This is a genomic window from Streptomyces sp. NPDC043908, from assembly GCF_056435525.1.
In genome coordinates, this window is the sequence record NZ_JBWKEI010000010.1 from 163,857 (window position 1) to 175,742 (window position 11,886).

Annotated in this window: 10 protein-coding genes; 7 read left to right on the forward strand and 3 right to left on the reverse strand. The window is 73.3% G+C overall.

Features of this window, described 5'->3' with window-relative positions:
* Nucleotides 1–19: 19 nt before the first annotated feature.
* A complete protein-coding gene (locus tag AC069K_RS22625; RefSeq protein WP_365112511.1) occupies nt 20–1,381 on the reverse strand; it encodes a glutamine synthetase family protein in 1,362 nt (453 codons plus the stop codon).
* 437 nt (nt 1,382–1,818) lie between these two features.
* Here AC069K_RS22625 and AC069K_RS22630 point away from each other — a divergent pair, with 437 nt between their 5' ends.
* The 4 genes from AC069K_RS22630 (at nt 1,819) to AC069K_RS22645 (ending at nt 5,743) form a co-directional block, all read left to right on the forward strand.
* The gene (locus AC069K_RS22630; RefSeq protein ID WP_365112514.1) at nt 1,819–2,160 is read left to right on the forward strand and encodes a hypothetical protein; all 342 of its coding nucleotides are present in this window, start codon (nt 1,819–1,821) and stop codon (nt 2,158–2,160) included.
* A gap of 110 nt (nt 2,161–2,270) precedes the next feature.
* Nucleotides 2,271–2,930, forward strand: coding sequence for a DUF3105 domain-containing protein (locus AC069K_RS22635; RefSeq protein ID WP_365112516.1), 660 nt, complete (start codon nt 2,271–2,273; stop codon nt 2,928–2,930).
* Nucleotides 2,927–3,559, forward strand: coding sequence for a DUF305 domain-containing protein (locus AC069K_RS22640; protein ID WP_358834603.1), 633 nt, complete (start codon nt 2,927–2,929; stop codon nt 3,557–3,559). Before AC069K_RS22635 ends, AC069K_RS22640 begins: the two co-directional genes overlap by 4 nt.
* A gap of 255 nt (nt 3,560–3,814) precedes the next feature.
* Nucleotides 3,815–5,743, forward strand: a complete 1,929-nt coding sequence (locus AC069K_RS22645; RefSeq protein WP_478619056.1) for a S53 family peptidase — start codon at nt 3,815–3,817, stop codon at nt 5,741–5,743.
* 427 nt (nt 5,744–6,170) lie between these two features.
* On the opposite strand, the gene AC069K_RS22650 is transcribed toward AC069K_RS22645, so the two are convergent.
* Together AC069K_RS22650 and AC069K_RS22655 are read right to left on the reverse strand one after the other, a co-directional pair.
* Entirely contained in the window at nt 6,171–7,001 is an 831-nt protein-coding gene (locus AC069K_RS22650) for an alpha/beta fold hydrolase (protein WP_478619059.1), read from the reverse strand.
* A complete protein-coding gene (locus tag AC069K_RS22655; RefSeq protein WP_365112522.1) occupies nt 6,998–7,675 on the reverse strand; it encodes a DUF998 domain-containing protein in 678 nt (225 codons plus the stop codon). Before AC069K_RS22655 ends, AC069K_RS22650 begins: the two co-directional genes overlap by 4 nt.
* Before the next feature lie 105 nt (nt 7,676–7,780).
* On the opposite strand from AC069K_RS22655, the gene AC069K_RS22660 reads away from it, so the two are divergent.
* From AC069K_RS22660 to AC069K_RS22670, 3 genes are all read left to right on the forward strand, one after another.
* Nucleotides 7,781–8,308: a hypothetical protein gene (locus tag AC069K_RS22660; protein ID WP_478619063.1), complete on the forward strand. Its 528-nt coding sequence runs from the start codon at nt 7,781–7,783 to the stop codon at nt 8,306–8,308.
* A gap of 66 nt (nt 8,309–8,374) precedes the next feature.
* The gene (locus AC069K_RS22665; RefSeq protein ID WP_478619066.1) at nt 8,375–10,042 is read left to right on the forward strand and encodes a multicopper oxidase family protein; all 1,668 of its coding nucleotides are present in this window, start codon (nt 8,375–8,377) and stop codon (nt 10,040–10,042) included.
* 78 nt (nt 10,043–10,120) lie between these two features.
* Nucleotides 10,121–11,869 carry an NAD+ synthase gene (locus AC069K_RS22670; RefSeq protein WP_478619069.1) on the forward strand — a complete coding sequence of 583 codons (1,749 nt, stop codon included), beginning with the start codon at nt 10,121–10,123 and terminating at the stop codon, nt 11,867–11,869.
* Nucleotides 11,870–11,886: the final 17 nt, after the last annotated feature.

The following is an 11,886-nucleotide window of genomic DNA, read 5'->3' on the forward strand; positions in this document are numbered from 1 at the left end:
AAAGTACGCTGACCTGCGCCTACAGCACCGGCAGATTCTTCCGCAGCTCGAACGCGGTGACCTCGGAGCGGTACTCCTCCCACTCCTGCTTCTTGTTGCGCAGGAAGAAGTCGAAGACGTGCTCGCCGAGCGTCTCGGCGACCAGTTCGCTGCGTTCCATCAGGGAGATCGCCTCGCCCAGGTTCTGCGGCAGCGGCTCGATGCCCATCGCGCGGCGCTCGGAGTCCGACAGGGCCCAGACGTCGTCGTCGGCGCCCGCCGGGAGCTCGTAGCCCTCCTCGATGCCCTTCAGGCCCGCCGCGAGGAGCAGGGAGTACGCCAGGTAGGGGTTGCAGCCGGAGTCCAGGGAGCGGACCTCGACGCGGGCGGAGCCGGTCTTGCCGGGCTTGTACATCGGGACGCGGATCAGCGCGGAGCGGTTGTTGTGGCCCCAGCAGATGTACGAAGGGGCCTCGCCGCCCGCGCCCGCCGTGCGCTCGGAGCCGCCCCAGATGCGCTTGTAGGAGTTGACCCACTGGTTGGTGACGGCCGAGATCTCGGCGGCGTGCTTGAGCAGGCCCGCGATGAAGGAGCGGCCGACCTTGGAGAGCTGGTACTCGGCGCCCGACTCGTAGAACGCGTTGCGGTCGCCCTCGAAGAGGGAGAGGTGGGTGTGCATGCCGGAGCCGGGGAACTCCGAGAAGGGCTTGGGCATGAAGGTCGCCTGCACCCCCTGCTCCAGCGCCACCTGCTTCATCACCAGGCGGAAGGTCATGATGTTGTCGGCCGTGGAGAGGGCGTCGGCGTACCGCAGGTCGATCTCCTGCTGGCCCGGAGCGCCCTCGTGGTGGCTGAACTCGACCGAGATGCCCATCGACTCCAGCATGGTGATCGCCTGGCGGCGGAAGTCCATGCCGACGTTCTGCGGGGTGTGGTCGAAGTAGCCGGAGTTGTCGGCGGGCACCGGGCGGGTGCCGTCCAGCGGCTTGTCCTTCAGCAGGAAGAACTCGATCTCGGGGTGGGTGTAGAAGGTGAAGCCCAGGTCCGAGGTCTTGGCGAGGATGCGCTTGAGGACGAAGCGCGGGTCCGCGAAGGACGGGGAGCCGTCGGGCATCAGGATGTCGCAGAACATCCGCGCGGTGCCCGGGGCCTCGGCGCGCCACGGCAGGATCTGGAACGTGCTGGGGTCCGGCTTGGCGATCATGTCGGACTCGTACACCCGGGCGAAGCCCTCGATGGCCGAGCCGTCGAAGCCGATGCCCTCGTCGAACGCCTGCTCCAGCTCGGCGGGGGCCACCGCGACCGACTTCAGGAAGCCGAGCACATCGGTGAACCACAGGCGCACGAACCGGATGTCACGCTCTTCGAGAGTGCGGAGCACGAACTCCTGCTGCTTGTCCATAGCCACATCCTTGCAGTTCAGACGGTCTGTGCACCACCGCCCGGGCATGAGGGGGAGACATCAGTATCAGGGCCCGGGATTACCGACACATTACGCACCCGGAATCGGCTGCCGCATGTCGCCTCCCCACCCTCGCACCGGGTGCCGCGCGGGGCGAGACCGTGGGGGACTCGCGTCGTCCGCCCCCCGCGGAAACGTTCCGGCGACGGCCTCTCACGGCTGCCCGGGTACGGGCCCGTTCACCCGCACGAGTACGGGCGGGGTCCGCCCCGGGCGCCGACCCGGGGCGCCCGGGTCGGCGCCCGGCCCCCGTGGACCGGTTCCGGCCCGGTGGCCGGATCTTGGCCGACCCCGCCCTGCCGTCCGCCGCGCTTCCTCGCCTAGCATCTGCGCCTATGGGGGGAGTGCGAGTGCGAGGCCTTCGCATCACACGTCCCATGGCGCTGGTGAGCGCCATGGCGACGCTCCTCGCCGCGCTCTTCCTGTGCCTGACCGCCGGCGGCGGCGCGAGCCCGGACGCGGCCGCTCCCCGGGCCCACCACGCCCTGGTGGCGGGCGGGGCGGCGCAGTACAGCTGTCCGGACGACCGCGGCGACTGCGGGCTCTTCCCGCACGCCGACCCGGCCGTCCTCACGGCTCCGCCGCCGCTCGACGCCCCGGCGCCGGGGGGCGCCCACACCGTACGGGCCGCGACGGTCCTTCCCCCGGGGGCGCCGGTACGCGGCGGGGCCCGGCCCCGGGCCCCCGATCTCCACGTCCTTCAGGTGCTGAGGTCCTGAGCGCGCACGGCGGGCCCGGCCGTCCCGGCCGCGCCCCGAAGCGGCACCGGACCCCGCGGGGTCCGCGGAACCTCCCCGACCTCTCCCTCACCAGAAGGACTTGAGCCACCATGGCCACCAAGGAATCCAAGAACTCGCGCCAGGCGCGCATAGCCGAGATGCGCCGCGCCGAGCAGGCCCGCGAGCGGCGCAACAAGATCGTCGCCATCACGGCGTCCGTGGCGATCGTGGCCGGGCTCGTCGGTGTCGGCGCGTACCTGCTGAACAAGGAGTCCGACGACAAGGACAAGCAGCAGGCGCAGAAGGCCGCCGACGCCAAGGCGACCATCGCGGGCGAGAAGGACTGGGACGCCAAGAAGCTCACCCGCAACCACGTCACCAAGACGGTGTCGTACCCGATGAAGCCCCCGGTCGGCGGCGACCACGACCAGGTCTGGATGAACTGCGGCGGCGAGGTCTACAAGAAGCCGGTCCCGGACATGAACGCGGTGCACTCCCTGGAGCACGGCGCGGTGTGGGTGACGTACAACGACAAGGCGCCCGCCGCCGATGTGCAGAAGCTCTCCGACAAGGTCTCCAAGACGCCGTACTCGCTGATGAGCCCGTACAAGGCCCAGTCCGGCTCGATCATGCTCAGCGCCTGGGGCAAGCAGGTCACGGTGACCAGCGCGGACGACCCGCGGGTCAACCAGTTCTTCGCCAAGTACGTGCAGGGCCCGCAGACCCCTGAGCCGGGCGCGGCCTGCACGGGCGGGCTGGACCAGAAGTGAACCGCGCCTACTGGGCGTCGCTCGCGGCGGTCGTGGCGGCCCTGGTGTTCGCGACCGTGGCCACGGTCGCGAGCGCCACCGGCGGGGACTCCGGGCCCGCCGCGCACACCCCCGTGGCGGCCTCGGCGGACGCCGGGTTCGCCCGTGACATGGCCGTCCACCACCAGCAGGCGGTGGAGATGTCGTTCATCGTGCGCGACCGCACGAAGGACGAGGAGGTCCGCCGGCTCGCCTACGACATCGCCAACACCCAGGCCAACCAGCGCGGCATGCTGCTCGGCTGGCTGGATCTGTGGGGGCTGCCGAAGACGGAGCCGGAGCGGCTGCCGATGGCCTGGATGGGCATGGGCGCCGAGCCGGGCGCGGACGGCGCGCTGATGCCCGGCATGGCGACCAACACCGAGCTCGACCGGCTGCGCGCCGCCGACGGCAGGCAGGCGGAGGTCCTCTACCTCCGGCTGATGACCGAGCACCACAAGGGCGGTGTCCACATGGCCCAGGGGTGCGCCCAGCGGTGTACGACCGAGGTGGAGCGCGCCCTGGCGCAGGGCATGGTCGACTCCCAGCGGTCCGAGATCGACCTGATGGCGCAGATGCTGAAGGCGCGGGGGGCCGCACCGCGTACGTAACGCGGTGAGCGGCTCCGGGCCTGGCGGCGTACGCAAACCGTCCGAGTCGGCATTTGCGCCACCAAAAGGACCCAAGTCCCGCCACCGTGGCGGGACTTGGGTTTCTCTTGGGCTTCGCATGTCCCCGGCATGAACCGTTCCTCACCAGAGTGACGCTGTGCATGTGCAGATCAAGTTGCGCATGCCTCCCAGGTGAAGAGCCTCATGCAGGGGGTCACATTGAGAACAAGCCGCACCAGGCGGCGTGCCGTGAGCATGGCAGCGACACTGCCTCTGCTCGCCGGCGCGCTCGCTCTCGGCATACCGTCCGCCCACGCGGCGGACCCCGTGCCGTCCGGGCGGGCCGCCCTCACGGGCACCAAGCCCGCGTGGGCCACCGGCGCCGCCGACCAGGGCGCCACGGCGGACACGAACAAGGTCGACGCGCGGGTCTACCTCGCCGGCCGCGACGCCGAGGGGCTCGCCGCGTACGCCGCGGCCGTGTCGGACCCGCACTCGCCGTCGTACGGGAAGTACCTGAGCGCCGCGCAGACGCAGCAGCGCTTCGGGGCGACCGAGGAGCAGGTCGCGGCGGTCACCGGCTGGCTGAAGTCGGCCGGGCTGACCGTCACGGGCACCAACCAGCACTACGTCTCGGTCTCCGGTGACGTCGCCGCGGCCGAGAAGGCGTTCGCCACCGAGCTGCACAACTACCGCAAGGGCGCCCGCACCTACCGCGCCCCGGTGAAGACCGCCTCCGCGCCGGGCGCGCTGGCCCGCGCGGTGCTCACCGTGACGGGCCTGGACAACGCCCCGCACAAGGCGACGCACCACGAGACGCTGCCCGGGCCCGGCCCCGCCTTCAAGAACTCCGGGCCGTTCTCGACGTACTACGGCTCGAACATCGCGACCACCCTGCCGGACGCGTACGGCACGAAGGTCCCGTACGCGGTCAAGGGGTACACCGGCAAGCAGCTGCGCGCGGCGTACGGCGCGGGCCGCTACACCGGCAAGGGCGTGACGGTCGCGATCACCGACGCGTACGCCTCGCCGACGATGGCGAAGGACGCCCAGCGGTACGCGCTGCGCAACGGCGACAAGGCGTACAGGCGCGGTCAGTACCGCGAGGTGAAGCCCGCCGACTACAACAGCGTGGAGGCGTGCGACGCGGCCGGCTGGTACGGCGAGGAGTCGCTGGACGTCGAGGCCGTGCACGCGGTCGCGCCGGACGCGGACATCGTGTACGTGGCGGGCGCGTCCTGCAACGACCCGGATCTGCTCGACGCCCTCAACAAGATCGTCGATCACCGTCTCGCCGACATCGTCTCCAACTCGTGGGGCGACATCGAGGCCAACGAGACGCCGGACGTGGCCGCGGCCTACGACCAGACGTTCAAGCTGGGCGCGGTCGAGGGCATCGGCTTCTACTTCTCCTCCGGCGACGACGGCGACGAGGTCGCCAACACCGGCAAGAAGCAGGTCGACACCCCGGCCAACTCGGCGTGGGTGACGGCGGTGGGCGGCACCTCGCTGGCGGTCGGCAAGGGCGACACGTACAAGTTCGAGACGGGCTGGGGCACGCTGAAGTCCACCCTGTCGGCCGACGGCAAGAGCTGGACGGACTTCCCCGGGGCGTACACCTCCGGTGCGGGCGGCGGCACCAGCTCGACCGTGAAGCAGCCGTTCTACCAGCGGGGCGTCGTGCCCGACGCGCTCGCCAGGGCGAACGGGGCGGCGCGGATGCGCACGGTCCCGGACATCGCGGCGGTCGCGGACCCCAACACGGGGTTCCTGGTCGGCCAGACGCAGACGTTCCCGGACGCGTCGGTGCGGTACGACGAGTACCGCATCGGTGGTACGTCGCTGGCGGCGCCGGTGATCGCGGGTGTGCAGGCGCTGGCGCAGCAGGCGCGGCACTTCCCGATCGGGTTCGCGAACCCGTCGATCTACGCGCGCTACGGCTCGCCCCTGTACCACGACGTCACGGACCACCCGCTGGGTGCGCGTGGCCTCGCGGTGGCACGGGTGGACTTCGTCAACGGGGTCGACGCGTCGGGTGGCCTCGCCACGTCGGTGCGGACGCTGGGGGCGGACAGTTCGCTGCACGCGGTGCGCGGCTATGACGATGTGACGGGGGTCGGTACGCCGTCGCGGGGTTATGTGGCGTCGTACGGATACGGATACGGATACGGCTTCCGCCGGTAGTTCGGGTCGGGGCGCGGGGGCACTACCGGCGAGCCGCCCACGGCCGCCCGCACGGTCCCCGCGCCCCTGATCGGGCCCGGTCCTCACCTGCGGGCCGGTGGGGGTGCTCGCGCAGTTCCCCGCGCCCCTGAGGCCTGGGGCTGCGCCCCGGCCTCCCCCTTCAAACGCGCCGGCCCCTTGAGGGGCGCGGGGAACTGCGCGAGCAACCCTCCACCGGCCCGCAGATCACCACACAGCACGGCGCAAGGGGCGCAGCCCCGAGCTTCAAGGGGCGCGGGGAACTGCGCGGCCGGCCCCCACCGGGCCGCAGATCACCCCACCACACCGCGCAGGGGCGCAGCCCCGAGCTTCAAAGGGGCGCGGGGAACTGCGCGGGCAAGCCCCACCGGCCCGCAGATCACCACGCCGCAGCGCGCGCCCCCACCCCTCAGGGGTGCGGGGAGGGGCGCAGCACGCCCTCCGCCACCGTTCCCGGCGCATCCAGCATCACCAGATGCCCCGCCCGCTCCACCACCACCAGCCCCCCGCCCAGCACATCCGCCAACTCCCGCTGCCGCGTCAGCCACCGCGGGCCCCCCGCGCCGCCCGCCAGGACCGTCACCGGGACGGGGGGCAGCGGGAAGCGGTCGCGGAGGGTGAGGAGTTCCGCGGCTACGTGGAGGTAGCGGGCGTTCTCCAGGAGTACGCCCCGCCACACCCGCGACGTTCGGTAACACGCCCGCACCAGCGCCCGCCCCGCCGGATCACCCCCGCCCGTCCGCGCCAGCCGCACCGCCCCCCGCCGCAGCAGCGGGCCGACCGCCGCCGGCATACCGGACGCCGCCAGCACCGCCCCGGCCGCCCGCGCCGACGCCACCCGCGCCCCCGCCGCCACCGGCACCCGCACGTCCGGCTCCACGCTGGAGTCCACCAAAACCAGCGCGGCCGTGCGGTCCGGGTGCAGCCGGGCGAAGGCCTCGGCGTGGAAGCCCGCGATCGAGTGGCCCACCACCGTCACCGGCCCGGCCACCCCCACCGCGTCCAGCACCGCCGCGATCCGGTCGGCCTCCCCCGAGGCCGTCGGGGGCGCGGGCACCGAGCCGGAGAGGCCGTGGCCGGGGCGGTCGAAGCGGACGACCGTGCGGTGCGGGGCGAGCAGCGCGGCCACCTCGTCCCAGTCGAACCAGGCCATGCCCAGGCCCGCGCTGAGCAGCACGGGCGGACCGTCCCCCGCCACCACCACGTGGTGCGGCACCCCGTCGATCCGTACGAAGGTCATACCCGATTCTCGCGCGCGACCGCGTACGCGAGCACCCCCAGCCACACCGCCACGACCAGCACCTGCGCCCGCTGCCCCGCCCCCAGCCACCAGGTGCCGCGCCCGGCCTCGAACGCGGCGACGGCCCCCAGCGTCCACACCGTGGCGGCCAGTTCCAGCGCCACCAGGAACGGCCCGGACCGGGCCAGCGGCGCCCAGCGCCCGTAGCGGCGGGCGGCGACCGTGAGCGCCACGACGGCGACCAGCGCGCCGGTCATCGCGAGGCCGCTGCTCACCGTGTGCGCGGTGTGCGTGGCCGGGACCAGTCCGGCCGTCTCACGGGCCGCGCACTCGGGGTCGGCGGTCGGCGCGCAGCTCAGCGGGAGCCGGGAGTCGGCCACGGTCGCCGCGCCGAACAGCACGAGTCCCGACCACCCGGCTACCAACAGGATTCGCCGGTCTCCCCGGCACAGCGCCCACCCCGCCCCGGCCAGCACCAGGACCCCGGCCGTCAGGTCGGTGGCCCGGAAGAGTCCGCCGAGCGGCTGGTCGGCCGCGGCGAGTTCGCTCACGTACGTCTGGACGGGGTCGAGCCCGGTGTGCAGGACCACTTCGAGCACCCACGCGGTGTACGAGAGCGCGCCGAGCGCCAGCAGGATCACGGCGGGCCGGACGCGTGAACCGACTGGGGACATGGTGGCGCCGATGGTACTTATCGCCGTCTCCTCATGGGGCCATGCTCACCGGGGCGCCCCGGCCCCGCACGTCGGCGTATACCGGGTGGGGGTAAGGTGCGGTCCATGGGGAGCGTGCGGAGGACCACGGCGTACGGGCAGGTGCTGCTCTGCGCCGCGCTGCTCCTCGGCATCTTTACGATGCACACGGTCGGGCATCCGGCGGAGCACTCCCCCTCGATGGCCTCCGTCTCGATGACCTCCCCCTCGGTGGTCTCCGCCTCCGTGGCCTCCGCCTCCATGGCCTCTCACCCGATGGTCTCGTCGGCTCCTCCCTCGATGGCCTCGCTCCCGATGGCGGTCGTGGAGCACTCCGCGGTGGCCGGCGGGACCCCTCACGCGGCGCACGGGGAGCGCCCCGCCGCCGCCACCCCGCACCCCCGCCACCACCTGCCCGGCATGGACCCGGGGTCCGTGTGTCTCGCCGTTCTCGGCGTGTGGGGCCTCGCCCTGCTCGCCGCACGGCTGGTGTCGGCGCGCGGGCGGACGACCGGCGCGGCCGTCGCACGCGGCCGGATCCCGCGCCCCCTGTGGCCCGACCCCCCTCCCCCGTACGGGAGTTCCGTCGCCGCCTTGTCGGTACTGCGCCAGTAGGAGCGCGCGGAGCAGGAGACGCGCCCCTACCCGTTCGCACACCCACACCACGAGGTGCACCCCGTCATGTCCGCACACCCCACCCGACGCGCCGTGCTCGGCGCCACCACCGCCGTCGCGGGCGGCGCCCTGCTCGCCGCCTGCTCGGGATCCGGCTCCATGGACGGCATGGACCACGGCGCGGGCCACGGCACCGGGCCGTCGGCCGCCCCCGGCGGCTTCGTCGACCCGGCCGGGCCCGAGGTCGTCGCCGCCGAGGCCCGGCGCGGCTCCGGGCGCGTCCGCGACGTCCGGCTCACCGCCACCGCGACCCCGCTCGACCTGGGCGGCCCTGCCGTCCGGTCCTGGGCGTACGGCGACCGGCTGCCGGGGCAGGAGGTGCGGGTCACCGCGGGTGACACGCTCGCGCTGACCCTCGCCAACCACCTCCCCGAGCCGACCTCGCTGCACTGGCACGGCCTCGCCCTGCGCAACGACATGGACGGCGTGCCGGGCCTGACCCAGCGGCCCGTCGCGCCGGGCGCGTCCTTCGCCTACCGGTTCGCCGTCACCCACCCCGGCACCTACTGGTTCCACCCCCACGCGGGCGTCCAGCAGGACCGGGGGCTCTACGCCCCGCTGATCGTCGAGGACCCGAAGGAGCCGCTGCGGTACGACCGGGAGTGGGTCGTGGTCCTGGACGACTGGGTGGACGGGGTGGACGGCTCCACCCCGGACGCGGTCCTCGCGGAGCTGCGCGCCGGGATGGGCGGCGCCCCCGGGGACAGCGGGGACAGCACCGGTGGCCCAGGCAGCACAGGCGGCACCGGCGGCATGGGCGGCATGGACCACTCCGGTCACGCCATGCCCGGGACGGCGGCGCCGTCACCCCGCCCGACGGCCCACGCCGGCCCCTCCCGCATGCTCATGGGCGCCACCAGCCCCCTGCTCGGCGGGGACGCGGGCGACGTCGCGTATCCGTACTACCTCGTCAACGGCCGTATCCCGCAGGCCCCTTCCTCCTTCACGGCCCGGCCGGGCGACCGCATCCGGCTGCGGATCGTCAACGCGGGCGGTGACACCGCCTTCCGGGTGGCGCTCGGCGGCCACGAGCTGACCGTGACCCACACGGACGGCTTCCCCGTGCGGCACACGCCGACGGACGCGCTGCTGATCGGCATGGGCGAGCGGTACGACGTGCTGGTCACGGCCGGCGACGGGGTGTTCCCGCTGGTGGCGCTGGCCGAGGGGAAGGACGCGGCGGCGCTCGCGGTGCTGCGCACGGGCGGAGGCGCCGCACCCGACGCCTCCGTACGCCCCAAGGAGCTGACCGGGCGGCTGCTCACGGCCGACCGGCTCGCGCCGGACGCGTCCGTGGCGCTGCCCGCGAAGGCGCCGGACCGGACCGTGAGGCTCACGCTGACCGGCGGGATGGCGAGGTACGACTGGGGCTTCGACGGACGGCCCTACCGGCCCGACGCGCTGCATCCGGTCCGCGCGGGCGAGCGGGTGCGGCTGGTCTTCGCCAATACGACCGCGATGTGGCACCCGGTGCATCTGCACGGCCACACCTTCGCGTTGGCCGGCGGCGCGGGCGGCGCGGCCGGGGCCCGCAAGGACACCGCGCTCGTCCTGCCGGGAAAGACGCTGACCGTGGACTTCGACGCGGACAACCCGGGGCTGTGGATGGTCCACTGCCACAACGTCTACCACGCCGAGGCCGGGATGATGACGGTCCTGGGCTACCGGAAGTAGGCCGGTGAGGGGGAGGGAGTGGGGCGCCGCGCCGCGCTCCACCCCCCATCGCGTCGCTTTGACGATTACACTGGCGGGGTGCCTCACCTACGTCTCGCTCTGAATCAGATCGACTCGACCGTCGGCGACATCGCCGCGAACGCCGAGGCGATCGTGCACTGGACCCGGCACTGCGCCGAGCAGGGCGCGCACCTCGCCGCCTTCCCCGAGATGATGCTCACCGGCTACCCCGTGGAGGACCTGGCCCTGCGGTCCTCGTTCGTCGAGGCGTCCCGGCGGGCGCTGACGGACCTGGCGGCGCGGCTGGCCGCCGAGGGCCTCGGCGAGCTGCCGGTCGTGGTCGGCTATCTCGACCGGTCCCCGGACCGCGCCCGCTACGGCCAGCCCGCGGGCGCGCCCCGCAACGGGGGCGCCGTGCTGCACCGGGGCGAGGTCGTGCTCCGGTACGCCAAGCACCATCTGCCCAACTACGGCGTCTTCGACGAGTTCCGCTACTTCGTGCCGGGCGACACCCTGCCGGTGATCCGGGTCCACGGCGTGGACGTGGCCCTGGCGATCTGCGAGGACCTCTGGCAGGACGGCGGCCGGGTCCCGGCCACCCGCTCCGCCGGGGCCGGGCTGCTGCTCTCGATCAACGCCTCGCCGTACGAGCAGAACAAGGACGACACCCGGCTGGAGCTGGTCCGCAAGCGCGCCCAGGAGGCCGGGTGCACCACCGCCTATCTGGCGATGTCGGGCGGCCAGGACGACCTGGTCTTCGACGGCGACTCGATCGTCGTCGACGGACGCGGCGAGGTCGTCGCCCGCGCCCCGCAGTTCACCGAGGGCTGTGTGCTGCTCGACCTGGAGCTGCCGGCGGCGGGCCCGGTCCCGTCCGGGACGGTCGACGACGGTCTGCGGATCGAGCACGTGACGCTGTCGGGCGAGCCCGTCCCCGCGTACGAGCCGGAGCACACCGGCGGGCAGGCGGAGCGGCTCGACGACGACGAGGAGGTCTACTCGGCGCTGGTCGCGGGGCTGCGCGCGTACGTCGTCAAGAACGGCTTCCGGTCCGTCCTGATCGGGCTCTCCGGCGGGATCGACTCGGCGCTGGTCGCCGCGATCGCCTGCGACGCGGTGGGCGCGGAGAACGTGTACGGCGTGTCGATGCCCTCCGCGTACTCCTCCGAGCACTCCAAGGGCGACGCGGCCGAGCTCGCCCGCCGCACCGGTCTGAACCTGCGCACGGTGAGCATCGAGCCGATGTTCACCGCGTACATGGACTCGCTGGGGCTGACCGGGCTGGCCGAGGAGAACCTCCAGTCGCGGCTGCGCGGCACCATGCTGATGGCGATCTCCAACCAGGAGGGCCATCTCGTCCTCGCGCCGGGCAACAAGTCCGAGCTGGCGGTGGGGTACTCGACGCTGTACGGCGACTCCGTCGGCGGGTACGGGCCGATCAAGGACGTCTACAAGACGGCCGTCTTCCGCCTCGCCCGGTGGCGCAACCGGGCGGCGGAGGAGCGCGGCGAGGTCGCGCCCATCCCGGAGAACTCCATCAGCAAGCCGCCCAGCGCCGAGCTGCGCCCGGGCCAGGTCGACACGGACTCGCTGCCGGACTACCCGGTCCTGGACGCGATCCTGTCCCTGTACGTCGACCGCGACCAGGGCCGCGAGGCGATCGTGGCGGCCGGGTTCGACGCGGAGCTGGTGGCGAGGACGCTGCGGATGGTGGACGCCGCCGAGTACAAGCGGCGGCAGTACCCACCGGGCACCAAGATCTCCGCGAAGGGCTTCGGCAAGGACCGGCGGCTGCCGATCACCAACCGGTGGCGCGAGTCGGTCTGACCCGGGGCGGGGCGCCG

Bases quoted from the DNA above. Each gene is read 5' to 3' on its own strand.
- AC069K_RS22625 (WP_365112511.1), bottom strand. From the start codon at position 1,381: ATGGACAAGCAGCAGGAGTTCGTGCTCCGCACTCTCGAAGAGCGTGAC.
- AC069K_RS22630 (WP_365112514.1), top strand. From the start codon at position 1,819: ATGGCGCTGGTGAGCGCCATGGCGACGCTCCTCGCCGCGCTCTTCCTG.
- AC069K_RS22635 (WP_365112516.1), top strand. From the start codon at position 2,271: ATGGCCACCAAGGAATCCAAGAACTCGCGCCAGGCGCGCATAGCCGAG.
- AC069K_RS22645 (WP_478619056.1), top strand. From the start codon at position 3,815: ATGGCAGCGACACTGCCTCTGCTCGCCGGCGCGCTCGCTCTCGGCATA.
- AC069K_RS22650 (WP_478619059.1), bottom strand. From the start codon at position 7,001: ATGACCTTCGTACGGATCGACGGGGTGCCGCACCACGTGGTGGTGGCG.
- AC069K_RS22655 (WP_365112522.1), bottom strand. From the start codon at position 7,675: ATGTCCCCAGTCGGTTCACGCGTCCGGCCCGCCGTGATCCTGCTGGCG.
- AC069K_RS22660 (WP_478619063.1), top strand. From the start codon at position 7,781: ATGGGGAGCGTGCGGAGGACCACGGCGTACGGGCAGGTGCTGCTCTGC.
- AC069K_RS22665 (WP_478619066.1), top strand. From the start codon at position 8,375: ATGTCCGCACACCCCACCCGACGCGCCGTGCTCGGCGCCACCACCGCC.